The sequence below is a fragment of the Frigoribacterium sp. CFBP 13605 genome (assembly GCF_014839405.1).
Classification (GTDB): domain Bacteria; phylum Actinomycetota; class Actinomycetes; order Actinomycetales; family Microbacteriaceae; genus Frigoribacterium.
In genome coordinates, this window is record NZ_JACYNS010000003.1 from 14,304 (window position 1) to 31,379 (window position 17,076).

16 protein-coding genes are annotated in these 17,076 nt (G+C 72.4%); 3 read left to right on the forward strand and 13 right to left on the reverse strand.

Translation table 11 applies throughout. From position 1 onward, the window contains the following. Window positions 1–62: 62 nt before the first annotated feature. Together IFT36_RS01870 and IFT36_RS01875 are read right to left on the reverse strand one after the other, a co-directional pair. Window positions 63–980 (reverse strand): oxygenase MpaB family protein, encoded by a 918-nt coding sequence (locus IFT36_RS01870; RefSeq protein WP_200412292.1) that lies wholly within the window; start codon window positions 978–980, stop codon window positions 63–65. A gap of 128 nt (window positions 981–1,108) precedes the next feature. Continuing rightward, window positions 1,109–1,927 (reverse strand): SDR family oxidoreductase, encoded by an 819-nt coding sequence (locus IFT36_RS01875; RefSeq protein ID WP_200412293.1) that lies wholly within the window; start codon window positions 1,925–1,927, stop codon window positions 1,109–1,111. Between the two features lie 123 nt (window positions 1,928–2,050). Here IFT36_RS01875 and IFT36_RS01880 point away from each other — a divergent pair, with 123 nt between their 5' ends. Further along, a complete protein-coding gene (locus tag IFT36_RS01880) occupies window positions 2,051–3,733 on the forward strand; it encodes a long-chain-fatty-acid--CoA ligase (protein ID WP_200412294.1) in 1,683 nt (560 codons plus the stop codon). A gap of 83 nt (window positions 3,734–3,816) precedes the next feature. Here IFT36_RS01880 and IFT36_RS01885 read toward each other — a convergent pair whose 3' ends face one another. From IFT36_RS01885 to IFT36_RS01905, 5 genes are all read right to left on the reverse strand, one after another. Then, window positions 3,817–4,272: an SRPBCC family protein gene (locus tag IFT36_RS01885; protein ID WP_056048541.1), complete on the reverse strand. Its 456-nt coding sequence runs from the start codon at window positions 4,270–4,272 to the stop codon at window positions 3,817–3,819. Window positions 4,273–4,380: 108 nt separating this feature from the next. Next, window positions 4,381–5,844: a phytoene desaturase family protein gene (locus tag IFT36_RS01890; protein ID WP_159827008.1), complete on the reverse strand. Its 1,464-nt coding sequence runs from the start codon at window positions 5,842–5,844 to the stop codon at window positions 4,381–4,383. Continuing rightward, window positions 5,841–6,851, reverse strand: a complete 1,011-nt coding sequence (locus tag IFT36_RS01895; protein ID WP_043594173.1) for an SDR family oxidoreductase — start codon at window positions 6,849–6,851, stop codon at window positions 5,841–5,843. Before IFT36_RS01895 ends, IFT36_RS01890 begins: the two co-directional genes overlap by 4 nt. Window positions 6,852–6,941: 90 nt before the next feature. Then, on the reverse strand, window positions 6,942–7,856 hold the full coding sequence (locus IFT36_RS01900; RefSeq protein WP_307784998.1) for a hypothetical protein: 915 nt from the start codon (window positions 7,854–7,856) through the stop codon (window positions 6,942–6,944). Between the two features lie 43 nt (window positions 7,857–7,899). Continuing rightward, the gene (locus IFT36_RS01905) at window positions 7,900–8,616 is read right to left on the reverse strand and encodes a DedA family protein (protein ID WP_056048551.1); all 717 of its coding nucleotides are present in this window, start codon (window positions 8,614–8,616) and stop codon (window positions 7,900–7,902) included. A 191-nt stretch (window positions 8,617–8,807) separates the two neighbouring features. Here IFT36_RS01905 and IFT36_RS01910 point away from each other — a divergent pair, with 191 nt between their 5' ends. Together IFT36_RS01910 and IFT36_RS01915 are read left to right on the forward strand one after the other, a co-directional pair. Further along, window positions 8,808–9,134 (forward strand): DUF7882 family protein, encoded by a 327-nt coding sequence (locus tag IFT36_RS01910; protein WP_056048554.1) that lies wholly within the window; start codon window positions 8,808–8,810, stop codon window positions 9,132–9,134. 83 nt (window positions 9,135–9,217) lie between these two features. Then, entirely contained in the window at window positions 9,218–10,918 is a 1,701-nt protein-coding gene (locus IFT36_RS01915) for a discoidin domain-containing protein (RefSeq protein ID WP_200412295.1), read from the forward strand. A gap of 10 nt (window positions 10,919–10,928) precedes the next feature. On the opposite strand, the gene IFT36_RS01920 is transcribed toward IFT36_RS01915, so the two are convergent. The 6 genes from IFT36_RS01920 to gatA form a co-directional block, all read right to left on the reverse strand. Beyond that, complete coding sequence (locus tag IFT36_RS01920; protein WP_082460565.1) at window positions 10,929–11,327, reverse strand: DUF3054 domain-containing protein; 399 nt, start codon at window positions 11,325–11,327, stop codon at window positions 10,929–10,931. Window positions 11,328–11,379: 52 nt separating this feature from the next. Continuing rightward, window positions 11,380–12,225 carry a spermidine/putrescine ABC transporter substrate-binding protein gene (locus IFT36_RS01925; protein WP_200412296.1) on the reverse strand — a complete coding sequence of 282 codons (846 nt, stop codon included), beginning with the start codon at window positions 12,223–12,225 and terminating at the stop codon, window positions 11,380–11,382. A gap of 136 nt (window positions 12,226–12,361) precedes the next feature. Further along, on the reverse strand, window positions 12,362–13,198 hold the full coding sequence (locus IFT36_RS01930; protein ID WP_200412297.1) for a DUF3097 domain-containing protein: 837 nt from the start codon (window positions 13,196–13,198) through the stop codon (window positions 12,362–12,364). Beyond that, complete coding sequence (locus IFT36_RS16315; protein ID WP_200412298.1) at window positions 13,191–13,988, reverse strand: hypothetical protein; 798 nt, start codon at window positions 13,986–13,988, stop codon at window positions 13,191–13,193. Before IFT36_RS16315 ends, IFT36_RS01930 begins: the two co-directional genes overlap by 8 nt. Before the next feature lie 37 nt (window positions 13,989–14,025). Further along, window positions 14,026–15,525 carry an Asp-tRNA(Asn)/Glu-tRNA(Gln) amidotransferase subunit GatB gene (gatB, locus tag IFT36_RS01940; protein WP_056048565.1) on the reverse strand — a complete coding sequence of 500 codons (1,500 nt, stop codon included), beginning with the start codon at window positions 15,523–15,525 and terminating at the stop codon, window positions 14,026–14,028. Next, window positions 15,525–17,075, reverse strand: a complete 1,551-nt coding sequence (gatA, locus tag IFT36_RS01945; protein ID WP_200412299.1) for an Asp-tRNA(Asn)/Glu-tRNA(Gln) amidotransferase subunit GatA — start codon at window positions 17,073–17,075, stop codon at window positions 15,525–15,527. The genes gatB and gatA overlap by 1 nt, the downstream gene beginning before the upstream one ends. Between the last annotated feature and the right edge of the window lies 1 nt (window position 17,076).

The following is a 17,076-nucleotide window of genomic DNA, read 5'->3' on the forward strand; positions in this document are numbered from 1 at the left end:
CGCGCCCGCCCTCCCCGGTCAGGGGGCCGTGGGGCCACGGTCCCGCTGCCCCGGGTCGTCCGTCAGGCGGCCGTCCACCCGATGCGGTCGAGCCGGGCGAGGGCGTGCTCCTCGGCGACGGGTCGCTTGCCGAGGACTCCCCCGACGCCCGCGAGCATGGCCTGCGCCGGCGCCCGGGTCGGGATGCCGATCGGGCCGACGTGCGGCGCGCGCAGCCCGAGCAACTCGCGGAAGCGCGGCTGCAGCGTGCCCACCGCGCCGTTGAAGAGCACGGGATAACCGACCTTGAGAGCGGGGAAGAGCGGCGGTCGCTTGATGAATTTGACGACGTCGTCGGTGCGCGCGGTGCGCTCGAGCACGCCCCGGCGGTCGAAGTCCATGAGCTGTGACTGCATCTCGGCGACGCTGCGCGGCGGGTTCGGCACGCCCATCAGCTCGCCGGCCGTCGCCCACTCGCGGACGTAGGCGTCGGGTCCCCCGGGGATCGGCTCGTGGCCCCACTCGAGGTAGGCGGCGAGGAACGAGTCGGCGAAGGCCATGTGCACCCAGCTGAGCAGCTCCGGGTCGTTGGCGGCGTAGTCGTGGGTCACGCCGTTCCGGTCGTCGTACGTGCCGACGACCTTCGTGTGCAGGCGTGACACCCAGTTCGACGCGTGGGTGGCGGCCTCGCGGCTGCCGTACGAGACGGTGTAGATCCAGCGGATGGTGCCGGCGAGACGGCCGAGCGGGTCCTCGCGGAAGCGCGAGTGGTCGTGGACGCCGGCGAGCGCCCCCGGGTGCAGCGCCTGGACGAGCAGCGCCCGCACGCCGGCGGGGATGGTCGACATGGCGCCGTGCACGGCCCACACCGCCGAGCCCGGCAGGAAGAACCCCTCGTCGTCGCCCTTCTCGAGGTCGGTGACCCACTCGGGCGTGCCCGTGTACTGCCCGTTGAAGGTGTACTGCAGGCGGGCGCGGAGCGGTTCGGTCAGTGCGGGCATGCCTCGATCATGCGCCGCGGTGGCTGGACGCTCGCGGCGGACGCCGTCGGCGGTCCCGCCGGACGCACGCCGCGCCTCCTGCGTCCCGGGGAGGGGCAGGAGGCGCGGCGTGCGACTCGGGGTGGGTCTCAGTTCCCGTGAGCCTCGATCGAGACGGGCTGCCACTCGTTCCAGGTCGCCAGACGCGACTCGTAGTCCTTCGTGGCGATCTCGAGCGGCGCCTTGCCGAAGAAGACGCGCAGCGGCGGCTCGTCGGCGTCGACGACCGTGAGGATCGCGGAACGGGTGGCCGTGGGGTCGCCGGGGTCGGCGGCCGAGGGACGCTTCGACGCGGCCTCACGGACGTCGGCGTAGGCCTCGAGTTCGTCGCTGCGCGAGGCGGAGGGGCCCGACCAGTCGGTCGAGTAGCCGCCGGGCTCGACGAGGGTCACCTTGATGCCGAAGCCCGCGACCTCCTGGGCCAGCGACTGGCTGAAGCCCTCCAGCCCCCATTTCGAGGCGTGGTAGATGCCGACCGTCGGGAAGGCGCTGATGCCGCCGATGCTCGACACCTGGACGATGTGACCCGAGCCCTGCTCGCGCATGATCGGGAGCGCCGCCTGTGACACCCAGAGGGCGCCGAAGAGGTTCGTCTCGAGCTGGGCACGGGCCTCGTCCTCGGTGATCTCCTCGATCATGCCGAAGTGGCCGAAGCCGGCGTTGTTCACGACGACGTCCAGCCGTCCGAAGTGCTCGGCGGCCTTCTGCACCGCGGCGACGTCGGCCGCACGGTCGTTGACGTCGAGCTGGAGGGGCAGGAAGGAGTCGCCGTACGCGTCCACGAGGGGCGTGACGTCGTCGATCTTCCGTGCGGTGCCCGCGACCATGTCGCCGCGTTCGAGGGCCGCCTCGGCCCATTCGCGGCCGAAGCCCTTGGATGCACCGGTGATGAACCAGACCTTGCTCACGATGTGTCGTTCCTCTCTTCGTGATGTCGAGGACCATGCTGCGCCGCGCCTCCTCGTCCGCGGTCAGGTTGCCAGCCGGCACCGAGCCCACGGGGTACGCCCGGCGGTCGATAGAGTGGCCCGGTGACCACCGACAGCGCTCGTCCCTGGCTCGACTCCTACGCACCCGGCGTGCCGCACGACCTCGAACCGGTCGACGGCTCGCTGCTCGACCTGGTCGAGGCCTCCGCGGCGCGGTACCCCAGGGCGGTGGCGCTCGAATTCTTCGGGGCGACGACCACCTATTCCGAGCTCGTCGACCAGATCGCGCGGGCGGCCGAGGGGCTGCGCAAGCTCGGGGTCGGGCACGGCGACACCGTCGCGATCGTGTTGCCGAACGGTCCGCAGCACGTCGTCGCGTTCTACGCGGTGCTGCGCCTCGGCGCGATCGTCGTCGAGCACAACCCGCTCTACACGCCGCGCGAGCTGCGTCACCAGTTCGAGGACCACGGCGCCAAGGTGGCCATCGCCTGGAACAAGGTGGTCGAGACCATCCAGGCCTTCCCCGACGACGTGGCCGTCGAACACCTCGTCTCGGTCGACGTCACCCGGGCGATGCCGTTCACCACGCGGGCGGCCCTGGCCCTGCCGATCAAGAAGGCCCGCCAGTCCCGTGAACGCCTCACGACGACCGTGACGGGCACCACGCCGTGGGAGAAGGTCGTCGGCTCGTCGCGCATCAAGGCGAGGCACCCGCGACCGACCACCGACGACCTGGCGGTCATCCAGTACACGAGCGGCACCACGGGCGCGCCCAAGGGTGCCCAGCTGACGCACCACAACCTCCTGTCGAACGCCGCGCAGGCCCAGGCCTGGGTGCCGACGATCGAACGCGGCACCTGCGTCGTCTACGCGGTGCTGCCGATGTTCCACGCGTACGGCCTGACGCTCTGCCTCACCTTCGCGATGAGCATGGGCGCCCGACTCGTGCTCTTCCCGGCCTTCGACCCGGCGCTGGTGCTCAAGGTCATGAAGAAGCACCCGCCGACCTTCCTGCCCGCGGTCCCCCCGATCTACGCCCGTCTGCAGAAGGCCGCCGACGACGCCGGCGTCTCGCTGAAGGGCGTCGACGTCGCGATCTCGGGGGCCATGCCGCTCTCGGCCGACGTCGTCGAGCCGTGGGAGGCCGAGTCCGGCGGCTGGTTGGTCGAGGGCTACGGGCTCTCCGAGTGCTCGCCCGTCCTCATGGCCAACCCCGTCGGTCCGACGCGCCGCGCGGGCACGGTCGGTCTGCCCCTGCCGGGCACCGAGGTGCGCGTCGTCGACCCCGAGAACCCCACGGTCGACGTGGCGGCCGGTGAACGCGGCGAGCTGATCGTCCGTGGCCCGCAGGTCTTCAGCGGGTACTACCGCAAGCCGAAAGAATCGGGCGAGGTCTTCGTCGACGGCGACTGGTTCCGCACCGGCGACATCGTCACCATCGACGACGACGGGTTCGTCCGCATCGTCGACCGCATCAAAGAACTCATCATCACCGGCGGCTTCAACGTCTCGCCGTCCGAGGTCGAAGAGGTCCTGACCCGGTTCGAGGGCGTCGCCGAAGCCGCGGTCGTGGGTCTGCCCACCCCCGGCGGCGAACAGGTGGCCGCCGCGATCGTCGTGAAGCCGGGCGCCCACGTCGACGTCGCGGCCCTGCGCGCGTTCGCGCGCAAGCACCTCACGCCGTACAAGGTGCCGCGGCGCATCGTCGTCGTCGACGACCTCCCCCGGTCGCTCATCGGCAAGGTGTTGCGCCGCAAGGTACGCGACTCGCTGGCCGAGCGCTGAGACCGGACCCGCGCCTCCTCGACCGGACGACGGTCGGCAGGTGCGGGTCGGTCCACCCCCGGCCGCGGCTCAGGAGGTGCCGCTCAGCTGGGCGAGACGCGATCCGTCATGCGACCCTCGGCCAACCAGGCCAGTCGCTGCAGCGCCTCTCTGTTGCGCCAGTGCAGCGGCGGGTCCATCAGGGCCTTCGGCACCAGCCGACCGGGGCCCGCGACGGCGTACTCGGTCATCGTGACGAAGCAGCCGCCCATGCGGTTGCGCACGTCGATCTCGACCCGGGCCTCGCCCATCGGCCAGCCCCTGGCGTGGAACACGGCCCGGACCGGAGGGTCCCACTCGAGGATGGTCGTCACGTCGTCGATGACCAACGGCCAGACCCCGAACGAGTGGTGGACCCTGGCCTCGACGCTCGGCCAGGTCAGTTCGACCTCGCGGATGCGCGCCGACCCGACGACCCAGCTCGTGAAGAGCCACCCGTCGCTCAGCACGTCGAAGACGTCGTGGGGTGAGGCCTCGATGAAGCGGTGCGTGGTGCTCATCCGTCGATCCTGGCACGGTCCCCGCGCGCCGCGCACCCCGTTGACGCGCCCCTGCCGCCGTGGATCAGATCGGGCGTCGGACGCCTCCCCCGTCGGGAGTCGACGCGATCAGGAGTCGACGCCGAGGTACGGCAGCCGGTCGATGCCGAACTCGTGCTTCAGGGCGCTGCGCGCGGCGTAGGCGCCACCCAGCCCGTGCACCGAGGGGCCCGGCGGGGTCGAGGATGAGCACAGGTAGAGGCCCGGCGTCGGCGTGCGCCACGGTTCGGTCGACAGCGTCGGCCGTGCTGCCAGCTGCCAGACGCTCGGGGCCCCGGCGGCGATGTCGCCGCCGATGTAGTTGGGGTCGTGCGCTTCGAGGTCGACCGCCGTCCGGCTGTTCGTGGCCAGGATCGTGTCACGGAACCCCGGCGCGAAGCGCTCGATGCCGGCGATGACGGTCTCGGTCTGGTCGACCGTGGACCCGCGCGGGACGTGCGTGTACGCCCACAGGGCCTGCTGACCGTCGGGGGCGCGCGTGCCGTCGACCACGCCCGCCTGGGCCACCAGGACGTACGGCGTGCGGGCGTGTCGACCCGAGGCGACGTCGTGCTCGCCCGAGGCGATCTCGGCCCGCGTCCCCCCGAGGTGCAGCGTGGGGCTGCGCCGGGCCTCGTCGTTCGCCCAGGGCACCGGCCCCGACAGCGCGAAGTCGACCTTGGCCGCCGCGTTCCCGTACCGGAAGCGCCGCAGGGCGCGCTCGTACCGGTCGGGCAGACGACTGCCCGCGATGTCGGCCAGGGCACGGGCGCTCGTGTCGAAGATCGTGGCCTTCGCCCTCGGCAGCTCGTCGATCGACGTGACGTCCACGCCCGTCGTGATGGTGCCTCCGTGGGCCAGGACGTCGTCGGCCATGGCGTCGACGATCGACTGGCTGCCACCGGTCGGCACCGGCCAGCCCCGGGCGTGCGCGTGGACGGCCAGGACGAGCCCGGCGGCCGAGGTCGACAGGCTCGGCATCGGGCGGATCGCGTGGGCCATCACCCCGGCGAGCATGGCCGGGGCCTCGTCACCCGAGAACCCGGCGTTCCACCAGGGGCCGCTCTGTGACAGGGCGGCCAGACCGAAGCGTGCGAGGGTCACCGGGTCGTCCGGCACCCGGACGAGCTCGCGCATCGTGAACTTCGCCATGCGGGGCTCGGTCTCGACCAGACCCCGCAGGAGGCGCGCCCAGGCGGCACCGTCGGCACCGAGCCCGTCCGCCGTCCGGTCGAGGTCCCGGTAGGCGATGCCGGCACGTCCGCCGTCGAGCGGGTGGGCGTACGAGATGTCGGGGACCGTCAGCTCGATCCGGCGGTCGAGTTGGAACCGCTGGAAGAACCCCGACGCGAGGGCCATGGGGTGCACGGCCGAACAGATGTCGTGGCGGAAGCCCGGTAGGGTCGCCTCCTGGGTGCGCGCTCCCCCACCGATCGTGTCCGCCCGTTCGACGACCTCGACGCGGAGACCGGCCCGAGCGAGCACCACGGCCGCCGCGAGACCGTTGGGCCCCGCACCGACGACGACCGCGTCCACCTCGGGCGCGGCGCTCATGCCCGACGCCCGCGGGTCACCCGACCCACCACGGCGGCGGTGGCGGCCGCGGACGCCCCCACCACGGCCCCCACGGTCAGGGCACGGTTGCGGGTGTACCAGACCTGCGGACTCGTGGTGCGCGCGCGGTCGCTGAAGATGCCGCGAGCCCCGTGGTCACCGGCCGTGGGCTCGTAGAGGTTGTCGGGCAGCATGGGCTCGCTCTTGTCGGGAGCCTGCTGGCCGGAGTACCCGCTCTTGGCGAGGTAGACGTCGAGGAAGTTCGCGACGAACCGGTTGCCGAGCACCGTCATGACGGTGGGCTCGCCGAGCCAGGTCCGGCGACGCGGCTTGTCGGCGACGTCGGCGATCGCCCGGGCCCCGACCTCGGGTTCGAAGATGGGCGGCACGGGCTGGGGGTGCTCGGGCAGGGTCGAGCGCACCCAGTTGAACTGGATGGTGTTGAGGGCCGGCATGTCGACCGTGCTGATCCGCACCGAGCTCTTGTTGTGGATCAACTCGGTCGTCACCGACTCGGTGAAGCCCTGGACGGCGTGCTTCGCACCGCAGTACGAGGCCTGGAGCGGGATGCCTCGGTGGGCGAGCGCCGATCCCACCTGGATGACCTGCCCGCGGTCGCGGGGCACCATGCGCGACAGGGCCGCACGAGTGCCGTTGACGAAGCCGAAGTAGTTGACGGCCGTGGCCCGCTCGAAGTCGTCGGGGTCCGTCTCGAGGAACTCGCCGAACACACCGACCATCGCGTCGTTGACCCAGAGGTCGATCGGCCCGAGCTCGGCCTCGACGCGATCGGCGGCCGACTCGACCTGGGCGCGATCGGCCACGTCGGTCGAGATGCCCAGCGCACGGCGACCGGCGGCCTCGACGTCGCGGACGGCCCCGTCGAGGCCGTCCTGTCCCCGAGCGAGGATCGCGACGTCCCATCCGCGCGCGGCGAGCTCTCGGACGGTGGCCCGGCCGAGTCCCGCGGACCCTCCGGTGACGACGGCGGTTCTCGTGCTGGTCATGGTGCTACCTCGGGCCTCTCGGCGGATCGTGGACGGACCCCCGACGCTAGTCCGCGACCGGAGGTCCGTCCCGGGGGTGATGCCCAGGTGTCAGATGTCGAAGCCTCCGCCGAAGTCGCCTCCGCCGAAGTCCCCTCCGCCGAAGTCGCCTCCCCCGAAGTCCCCGAAACCCCCGCCGGAGTCGCCGGCCCCGTCGGCACCGAAGTCGCCGCCGCCGTCGCTCGCCGTCTCGGTGCCGGCGTCGGCACCGCCGTCCGCGCCGCCCTCGCCCTCGGAGCCCTGGTCGCCGCCGGCGTCGTCACCCGCGCCGCCGTCCGCCGTCGCCCCGGCGTCGGGCAGGAACGCGCTCATCAGGGTCGACCCGATGACGTAACCGGCCACCGTGCCCAGGATCGACCCGCCGATGATCGAACCCATGCCGGGGCCCTGACGGAGGGGCTGGCCGTTCGGCCCGACCTGCTGCCGTCCGTCCGGGCCGCCGCCGAGGGTGCGCTCGAGGGTCCCGGGTCGTCGGAGCTCGGACCGGGTGGCGGCCTGGGCGAGCGAGCCGGCGTCGTCGCCGCGCGGTGCCTCGCCGGGGCTCGACTCGGCCGTCAGCTGGTCGAAGACGAGACGGCGTTGTTCGGGGCTGAGCTTCGCGAACGCCTCGGCGTGCACCTGCTCGATGGTCTCGGGCGGGGCGGTCTTCAGCAGGTAGCGGTACCGCTCGACGGCGATCTCGTCGTCGCTGCGGGCCGGGCCGGTGCCGGCCGACGAGGCCGGGACCGACGACTGCTGGCCGTAGCCCTGCTGGCCGTACCCCTGCTGGCCGTACCCCTGCTGCGGGGCGGCGGGCTGCTCGTAGCTCTGCTGCCCGTACCGGTAGCCCTGCGGAGCGGAGGGCTGCTGCGGCTGGCCCTGCTGCGGCTCGCGGCCGAGGAGGCGGTCGAGGAATCCCATGGTGGTGTCCTGTCGGATCGTGTGCTCGGTGCCGCGCGCGGGGCGCGACGTCGGTCTGCCCACCACGGTACGGATCGTCCCGGCCCGCCGCCTGGACGGCGACGGAACGTCAGCCGCGAACGTCCTGATCGACGGCGTCACGCGACGCGTCGTCGACGCCGGCTCCACGGCGGCCCACCGACCGGACGACGAGGAACACCACGACGCCCGCGATGGCGGCGTACACGACGTAGTCCAGGTACTTCGCGTACCGGTCGATGAGCTCGTACTGGGTGCCGAGGGCGGCGCCCAACCCGATCAACAGCCCGTTCCAGAGGCCGCTGCCCACGATCGTGAAGACCGAGAAGACCAGCAGGGGCATGCGCTCGGCACCGGCGGGAAGCGAGATGAGGCTGCGCACGCCCGGGATGAACCGGCCGAAGAACACCGCGGACCGCCCGTGGCGCTCGAACCAGCCGGCCGCCTTCTCGAAGTCGTGGCGGTCGACCAGCGGCAGCTTGGCCAGCCACCGGATGCTGCGGTCGAGGCCGAGACCGGCCCCGAGCCCGTAGAGGACCAGGGCGCCCAGGTAGGCGCCGAAGGTGCTCAGCGCGATCAACAGCACGATGTTCATCGACCCGGCGCCGGCCAGGAACCCGGCCAGCGGCAGGATGACCTCGCTGGGGATCGGCGGGAACACGGTCTCGACGAAGGTCAGCAGGGCGACGCCCCACTCGCCGAGGGCGTCGATGACGCGGGCGGCGAACCCGACGAGGCCGTCGAGGTCGGCGACGACGTCCTGGCTCGAGGACGAGGAGGCGCGGAGGACGAGGGCTGTCGAGGTCATGGGTCCCAGGTGGTCGGTCGGGCGCTCGGGGGCGCAACGGATCGGCAGCCCCGAGTATGGCGGGGCAGCCTGCGCGTCCGCCCACAACGCCCGGGTGGGCTGCGCCTGACGGGGAACACCGCATCGCTTGCTACATTGACCTGTGTCGGCTTGGTTTCCGACGCCGGACACACTCACGAAACAGGACCCCAATGGGATCGCTCATCTACGGAACCTCGGGCATCGAGGTCGAGTTCGAGGACCGCGTGCTCGAACACCTCCAGATCGTCATCGCCACCAAGCTGCGTCGCCGCGAGTCGTTCTTCTTCTCGTGGCGCGACACGCAGAAGGTCGGTGACGGTCGCAGCAGCATCTGGCTGGACGCCGGCATCCCGCTCTACTTCAAGTACTCCGGCGGCCGGGTGCCGTCGATCAACCGTGACTGGCTCACCGAGCTGACGGCCTCGTCGAACAGCTCGTCCGGCCTCGTCCTCACCGACGAGCCCAGTCTCGACAACAGCGCCAAACGACGCGGCTGACCCGCGCCTCCCCCCTTTCGAGGCGTTGACCCGGTTCGGGTCCGTTCCGTACCGTGGGCCCGACGGCGACGGAGGGGGCGGTCATGCAGGGTGCCAGGCGCGCGAGCGCGGGCCGACTCGCGATCGCCACGATGGTGACGGCCGGCCTGGTCGCGGCCCTCGTGACGGCCCAGGCCCCCGTCGCGGCGCGGGCCTCGGACGCCGTCCTCTCGCAGGGACGCAGTGCGGGGGCCTCCTCGGTCGCCTCACGGTCCACCCCGGCAGCGGCCGCGGTGGACGGCGACGGGCGGACGGGTTGGAGGAGCGCGCGGGCGGGCTCGCAGTGGTTGCAGGTCAGCATCGGACCGCAGGTCGATGTGTCGCAGGTCTCGCTGCAGTGGGGTGACGCCCCGGCGACGGCCTACGAGGTCCAGATCTCGTCGACCGGCAAGACCTGGCGCACGCTGGCGTCGACGACCCGGGGTGACGGCGGCACGGACACGTACGACGTGGCCGGGACGGGGAGGCACGTCCGGGTGCTCGCGACGGTCTCGGCCACGGGCACGGGGTACTCGCTGTCCGAACTGACGGTGCGTGGGTCCCGGACCGGGTCGTCGTCCGCCACCCCGGGCGTCCGACTCGCCGGTGGTGCCGGCTCGTGGCACCTCGAGGTCGACGGGCGGCCCTTCACGGTCGAGGGGGTCACCTACGGCGCCCCGGCCGCCGAGGCGGCCACCCACTTCCCCGACATCGCCTCGATGGGCGCCAACACGGTCCGCACCTGGGGCACCGACACGGGCTCGGGGCGCCTCTTCGACGCCGCGTCGGCGTCCGGTCTCCACGTCGTCGCCGGCCTGTGGCTCGACCACGGCGTCGACTACGTCGGCGACACCGCCTACAAGACGGCCACCCTGGCGAGCATCCGCTCGACCGTGGCCGCCTACCGGGATCGGCCGAGCCTCCTGGCCTGGGACGTGGGCAACGAGGTGATGCTGGGGCAGGGCGAGACCCAACGGGTCGCCTACGCCCGCTTCGTCGACCAGGTCGCCCGGACGATCCACTCGATCGACCCGGGCCACCCCGTCACCTCGACCGACGCCTGGATCGGCGCCCTCTCGTACTACGAGGAGCACGCTCCGTCGCTCGACTTCTACTCGGTCAACTCGTACGGCGGTGTCGGGTACCTCGAGGACGGGTGGATCTCCAGCGGGTACACCAAGCCCTACCTGGTGACCGAGACCGGTCCGGCCGGCTCGTGGGAGGTCCCCGACGACGCGAACGGCATCCCGCTCGAACCCGGCGACGAGGCCAAGGCCCGGGCATACACCGCCGCGTGGCAGGCCGTCCAGTCCCATCCCGGCGTCGCCCTCGGGGCCACCGTCTTTAACTACGGCCTCGAGAACGACGAGCCCGGCGTCTGGTTGAACCTCCGGACCGACGGTCTCCGTCGGCTGTCGTACTTCGCGGTCCAACGCGCCTACGGCGGGGAGGCGCCCACCAATACGTCGCCCGTCGTGCGCTCCATGACGCTGTCCCCGGCCTCGGGAGTGCGCCCGGGCACACCCGTCACGCTGGCGACCTCGGTGACCGACCCCGACGGCGACCCCGTGACCTACCGGGTCTACGCCACGAGCCGGTACGTCGACGGGGACGAGTCCCTCCGGCCGATGCCGGCGACCACCACGGGGCCGGGGACCATGACGGTGCAGGCCCCGTCCCGCCCCGGGGTGTGGAAGATCTACGTCTACGCGCTCGACGGCCGGGGCAACGTGGGCATCGAGGCCCGCTCGGTCCGCGTCGTCTGACGTCCCCGCGTCAGCGGCGGACGAGTGCGGCGACCGCTCGCCACCCCACGACGAACACACCGAGCACGACGACGGTCACGACGACGAAGCTGACCTGCACACCCTGACCGCTCACCACACGGAGCAGCACGCCGATCACGGCGGTGGAGACCCAGACGACCGCTCCCGAGCGGACGGCCGACAGCGGCCAGCGGACGCCGGTCACGCTCGCCCAGCCGACGACCGAGCCGACCACGAACGGCCACAGCGTGCCGAGCAGGCCGGGCAGGTCGAGGCCTTCGGCGTGGCTGCGACGGCCGATGACGACGAAGGCCAGGACCGCGACGAGGTCGACGACGATCGGCCACCAGGCCGGGCCGACCTCCCGCCGCCGGGTCGTCGGGGACGAGGTCGGGCTGGGGCGGGTCATCTCGGTGTCCTCTCGTGACGTCGGCACGCGCCGCGGACCGGGTCGCTCGGGTTCAGCGCGACCGCGGCTGCTCGAGTGCGCGCGACAACTCTGCCAGCAGTTCGTCGACCTGGGGGGCCACGAGGCGGTCGAGGGCCTCGGCGATGCGCGGACGGTGCTGCACCAGGGCCAGGCACAGGCTCGTGCCGACGGACTCGGCGTGGTCGCCCGCCAGGGTGATCTCGTGTCGCAGTGCGGCCTTGGCCTCGTCCGAGTACTCGGGCTCGGGCTCGGGTCGCGGGGCAGGACCCGGTCGGTGTTCCGATCCGGCGGCCGGACGAGGCTCGTCGGGCAGAGGCGCGTCGGTCGGCGTCGCCGAGTCGGGCGGCAGCAGCCAGCCGTCGAGGTCGTCGGGGTCGAACGACGCGGCCGCGACGTCGGGCTCGGTCGTGGAGGTGGCTCCGGTGGACCCGCCCACGACGGTCGGGTCGGGCGGGACGATGCCGGCGTCGGCCGGCATCCCCGCGAGCCCGGCGAGCGTGAAGAGGAACGGCTGGCCCGGTTCGGGTTCGGGGTCGAGATCGAGACCCTGGAACTCGGGGTCGAGACCCTGCTCGGGTCGGTAGCCCCGCGCCTCCTGGGCCTCGGCGAGTCGCAGCTCGCGCGTGACGAGCGGCAGGTTGCGGGCCGTGTACTCGTCGACGTCGTCGTCGACGATCTGCCGCATCCGGTTCAGCAGCGCGTGCTGCACGGCGTGCGGCACGTCGTGGTCGAACCCGGCGGCGGTGGCGACGGGCGAGCCGAGGCACATCCGACACGGTCGCGTGCGACCGCGGGCGGTGCCGATGTGCCACCGGGGCAGCCAGCGCAGCCAGGCGTCGACGGCAGAGCTCACGCGTCCCTCGATCTGCTCGGCCATGCCTCGAATCTAGGGCGAAAAGCGGCCGGGACGCCGACACGCCCGGGCGATTCCCGGGGATCGAGGTGTCCGAGCAGCCCGCGGAGCCGACGGCGGTGCACGACTCGGGCCGCGTCACCCTCGTCGACGCCGGGACTCAGCCCGACGTGACGAAGTCGATGAGTTCCTCGACCCGGCCGAGCACCGACGGCTCGAGGTCGGCATAGCTCCGCACGCGCGACAGGATGTGCTGCCAGGCCCGCGCGATGTCCGCCTGGTCCTCGTGCGGCCAGCCCATGGCCTCGCACACGCCGTGCTTCCACTCGACGGATCGGGGCACGACCGGCCAGGCCTCGACACCGAGCCGCCCGGGCTTGACGGCCTGCCAGACGTCGACGAACGGGTGCCCGACCACCAACACGTGGCGGCCGAGCGGACTGCGGGCGATGCCCTCGGCGACCCGGCTCTCTTTCGAGCCCGGCACCAGGTGGTCGACGAGCACGCCGACGCGTCGCTCGGGCCCCGGCCGGAAGTCGCGGAGCACGTCGGCCAGGTGGTCGACGCCCTCGAGGTACTCGACGACGACGCCCTCGACCCGCAGGTCGGAGCCCCAGACCTTCTCGACCAGCTCGGCGTCGTGCCGCCCCTCGACGAAGATGCGACTCTGACGGGCGACCCGGGCCTTGGCCCCCTCGACGGCGAACGAGCCGGACGCCGTGCGCGCCCGACCCTGAGGCGCCGCCCGCGGCACCCGCAGCGCTACGGGGGCGCCGTCGATCGAGAACGAGCCCGACATCGGGAAGGCCCGCACCCGGCCCTTCCAGTCCTCGAGCTCGACGGTGCCGGCCTCGACGCGGACGATCGCGCCCGTGAAGCCCGACCGGACCTCTTCCACCACGAGGTCGCGGACCGCGTCGGTCGGCCTCGGCGCCGGCTTCGTCGAGCGCTTCCAGTCGCCGGCGAGCACGTCGGCACCGTACCGGTCGTCATCCACGGGGGCCTCCGGAGCGTGGTCGGGGTTGGTAGGGGCGGGGTGGGCCCTTTCGCGGGCCGTCGGCGGGTGCGGTCTCGGGACGCCCGGACGTGCGGCCCGGCCGGGGGGACGGAGCAGGAGGCGCGGTGCCGCTCCGTGGAGTCGCCTCGGTCGGGCGCTGGCTCACCTTCGGCGGACGCGCCGCCGACGCGTCGGGCTTCGGGAGCGCGACGCGGGTGGAGGACGGTGACGACGCGACCCGCGCCTCGCGGTCGGATGCGGCCGTGCGGACCGCGACGCCCGCCGGGGTCGGCGTGAAGCCGACCGTGAAAACCCAGATCAGACCACCCAGGACGAAGAGCACGAACGCGGCCGACACGGCCGCGGGCAGCCACCAGGCCGCGAGGGGCCCACCCTGCGAGACGAGGGCCAGGACGAACAGCGCCGCGACGAACCACAGGGAGGCGCTGGTCGCCACCGCGAGGTAGCGCTGGTATCGGCGCCTCATCTCGGCCCGGTTGGCCGGGTTCTTCCAGAACGCGGCGTGCGGGACGAGCACGTGGCGGGCGGGCGTGACCGCGAGGAACAGAGCCGACACCGACCAGGTCACGACGATGCCGACCACGAGCACGGCGCCGAGGAGGACGAGGTCGTCACGGCTCGCCGCGAACGCCGACCCACCCGTCTCGCTGAGGTGGACCATCACGACCCGGCCGGGCAGGACGCGCCAGGCCACCGCGAGCGTCACGAGCACGCCGACGAGGGCGACGGCCACGGGCACGGCGGGGCGCAGACGCGCGACGAGGTTCATCGTGCGCCGCTCCCTGCCGCGGCCGTGGTCACGTCGATCAGGCCTGCGCCCGCTCGAGCACCAGCTCGCGGACGCGCGCGGCGTCCGCCTGCCCCTTCATGGCCTTCATGACGGCGCCGATGACGGCACCGGCGGCCTGGACCTTGCCGTCGCGGATCTTCGCCAGCACGTCGGGCTGACCGGCCAGGGCCTCGTCGATGGCGGCGATGAGCGCGCCGTCGTCCGAGACGACCTTCAGCCCGCGGGCCTCGACGACCTCGGACGGGCTGCCCTCGCCGGCGACGACGCCCTCGAGCACCTGACGGGCCAGTCGGTCGGTCAGCTCGCCGCTCTCGACGAGCGCGATGAGTTCGCTGACGTGCAGGGGCGACACGAGGCTCGAGGCCTCGACGCCCTGCGCGTTGGCGAGGCGGGCGATCTCGCCGGTCCACCACTTGCGTGCGGCCTGGGGTGAGGCACCCGCGGCGACGGTCTCGACGAGCTCGGTGAGCAGGCCGGAGTTCACGACGTCCTGGAACTCGAGGTCGGCGAACCCCCACTCGGACTTGAGCCGGCGACGCTGGGCGACCGGCGCCTCGGGAAGGGCCAGACGCAGTTCTTCGACGAGCTCGCGAGGAGGGACGACGGGCAGCAGGTCGGGCTCGGGGAAGTACCGGTAGTCGTCGGCGTCGCTCTTGGGGCGGCCCGCCGAGGTGCGACCGGTGTCTTCGTGCCAGTGGCGCGTCTCTTGCGTGATGGTGCCGCCCGCGGCGAGGATCGCGGCCTGACGCTGGATCTCGTAGCGGACCGCGCGCTCGACCGAACGGAACGAGTTGACGTTCTTGGTCTCGGTGCGGGTGCCGAGCTTCTCCTGCCCGTGCGGACGCAGGGAGACGTTCGCGTCGCAGCGCAGGTTGCCGCGCTCCATGCGGGCCTCGCTGACGCCGAGGGCCCGCACGATGTCACGGATGGTCGACACGTAGGCCGCGCCCAGCTCGGGACCCTTGGCGCCCGCGCCGATGATCGGCTTGGTGACGATCTCGACGAGCGGGATGCCGGCGCGGTTGTAGTCGACGAGGGAGTACTCGGCGCCCTGGATGCGACCGGTCGACCCGCCGACGTGCGTCAGCTTGCCGGCGTCCTCTTCCATGTGGGCGCGCTCGATCGGGATCGCGAAGACGGTCCCGTCCGGCAGCTCGACCTCGACCTCGCCCTCGAACGCGATGGGTTCGTCGAACTGGCTGACCTGGTAGTTCTTGGGGTTGTCGGGGTAGAAGTAGTTCTTGCGGGCGAAGCGCGAGCTCTCGGCGATCGAGCAGCCCAGGGCCAAGCCGAGGCTGATCGAGTAGCGCACGGCCTGCTCGTTGACCACCGGCAGCGACCCGGGCAGACCCAGGTCGACCGGGGTGACGTTGGTGTTGGGCTCGCCACCGAAGAAGTTCGGGGCGTCAGAGAACATCTTGGTCTTGGTCGCGAGCTCGACGTGGACCTCGAAGCCGAGGACGACCTCGAACTGCTCGAGGGCCTTCTCGTAGTCCATCAGGTCTGCCTTGGCCATCAGATGACTCCCTCGGTGGCGGCGGTCTGCTCGGTCGCGCTCAGGTCGGGCGCGCGCGAGATGAGCGTGTGGCCCCAGCCCTGCTCGAGCAGCTGCTCGAGGGCGGCACCGTAGGTGTAGAGGCGGGCGTCGCCGCGCGCGGGGGCCATGAACTGCAACCCCGTCGGCAGCCCGTCCTCGGCGGCCAGGCCCATCGGCACCGTGATGCCGGGGATGCCGGCCAGGTTGGCCGGGATCGTCGTGATGTCGTTGAGGTACATGGCCAGCGGATCGTCGATCTTCTCGCCGAGCCGGAACGCCGTGGTGGGCGCGGACGGCGAGACGAGGACGTCGACCTGGTCGAACGCCGCCGCGAAGTCGCGCTGCACGAGGGTGCGCACCTTCTGCGCGCTGCCGTAGTAGGCGTCGTAGTAGCCCGCGCTCAGCGCGTAGGTGCCGAGGATGATGCGGCGCTTGACCTCGGGGCCGAAGCCGGCCTCGCGGGTGGCGGCCATGACGTCCTCGACGGTGCCGCCTCCCTCGGGGACGACCCGCAGGCCGAAGCGCACCGAGTCGAACTTGGCGAGGTTGCTCGACGCCTCGGCCGGCAGGATCAGGTAGTAGGCGCTGATCGCGTGCTCGAAGCTGGGGGCCGAGATCTCGACGATCTCGGCACCGGCCGCGCTCATGAGCTCGAGGGCCTCGGCGAAGCGGGTCTTGACGCCGGCCTGGAAGCCCTCGCCGTTCAGCTCGCGGACGACTCCGATGCGGACGCCCTGCAGGGCACCGCCGGCGAGACCGGTGCGGGCCGCCTCGGTGAACGAGGGCCAGGCGTCGCGCAGCGAGGTGGAGTCGCGGGGGTCGTGCCCCGTGATGACGTCGTGCAGCATGGCGCTGTCGAGCACCGTGCGGCTGACCGGGCCGACCTGGTCGAGCGAGCTGGCCAGGGCGATCGCGCCGTAGCGGCTGACCGACCCGTAGGTCGGCTTGACCCCGACGGTGCCGGTGACGGCACCGGGCTGGCGGATGGACCCGCCGGTGTCGCTGCCGAGGGCGAGGGGCGCCTCGAAGGCGGCGACGGCCGCCGCGGAGCCGCCACCCGAGCCACCGGGGATGCGGTCGAGCGACCAGGGGTTGTGCGTGGGTCCGTAGGCCGAGAACTCGGTCGACGAGCCCATCGCGAACTCGTCCATGTTGGTCTTGCCGAGGGGGACGAGGTCGGCCGCGCGCAGCTTGGCGACGACGGTGGCGTCGTACGGCGGCACCCAACCCTCGAGGATCTTGCTGCCGGAGGTCGACGGCATGTCGATCGTGCAGAGGACGTCCTTGATGGCGATCGGGACGCCGGCGAGCGGGCCGAGTGCCTCGCCCGCGGCGCGGCGGCGGTCGACGTCAGCCGCCGTGTCGAGTGCGGCCGTGCTGACGTGCAGGAAGGCGTGGACGTCCCCGTCGACCGCCTCGATGCGGTCGAGGTGGGCGCGCGTGACGTCGACCGACGACACGTCGCCGGCGGCGAGGCGGGTCGACAGCTCGGCGGCGGACAGGTGGACGAGCGAGGTGGTGTCGGTCATG

What these genes read in the sequence shown, in the direction of transcription:
- IFT36_RS01870 (WP_200412292.1), bottom strand. Translation starts at nt 980, where the DNA reads ATGCCCGCACTGACCGAACCGCTCCGCGCCCGCCTGCAGTACACCTTC.
- IFT36_RS01885 (WP_056048541.1), bottom strand. Translation starts at nt 4,272, where the DNA reads ATGAGCACCACGCACCGCTTCATCGAGGCCTCACCCCACGACGTCTTC.
- IFT36_RS01890 (WP_159827008.1), bottom strand. Translation starts at nt 5,844, where the DNA reads ATGAGCGCCGCGCCCGAGGTGGACGCGGTCGTCGTCGGTGCGGGGCCC.
- IFT36_RS01895 (WP_043594173.1), bottom strand. Translation starts at nt 6,851, where the DNA reads ATGACCAGCACGAGAACCGCCGTCGTCACCGGAGGGTCCGCGGGACTC.
- IFT36_RS01905 (WP_056048551.1), bottom strand. Translation starts at nt 8,616, where the DNA reads ATGACCTCGACAGCCCTCGTCCTCCGCGCCTCCTCGTCCTCGAGCCAG.
- IFT36_RS01910 (WP_056048554.1), top strand. Translation starts at nt 8,808, where the DNA reads ATGGGATCGCTCATCTACGGAACCTCGGGCATCGAGGTCGAGTTCGAG.
- IFT36_RS01915 (WP_200412295.1), top strand. Translation starts at nt 9,218, where the DNA reads ATGCAGGGTGCCAGGCGCGCGAGCGCGGGCCGACTCGCGATCGCCACG.
- IFT36_RS01920 (WP_082460565.1), bottom strand. Translation starts at nt 11,327, where the DNA reads ATGACCCGCCCCAGCCCGACCTCGTCCCCGACGACCCGGCGGCGGGAG.
- IFT36_RS01925 (WP_200412296.1), bottom strand. Translation starts at nt 12,225, where the DNA reads ATGGCCGAGCAGATCGAGGGACGCGTGAGCTCTGCCGTCGACGCCTGG.
- IFT36_RS16315 (WP_200412298.1), bottom strand. Translation starts at nt 13,988, where the DNA reads ATGAACCTCGTCGCGCGTCTGCGCCCCGCCGTGCCCGTGGCCGTCGCC.
- gatB (WP_056048565.1), bottom strand. Translation starts at nt 15,525, where the DNA reads ATGGCCAAGGCAGACCTGATGGACTACGAGAAGGCCCTCGAGCAGTTC.
- gatA (WP_200412299.1), bottom strand. Translation starts at nt 17,075, where the DNA reads ATGACCGACACCACCTCGCTCGTCCACCTGTCCGCCGCCGAGCTGTCG.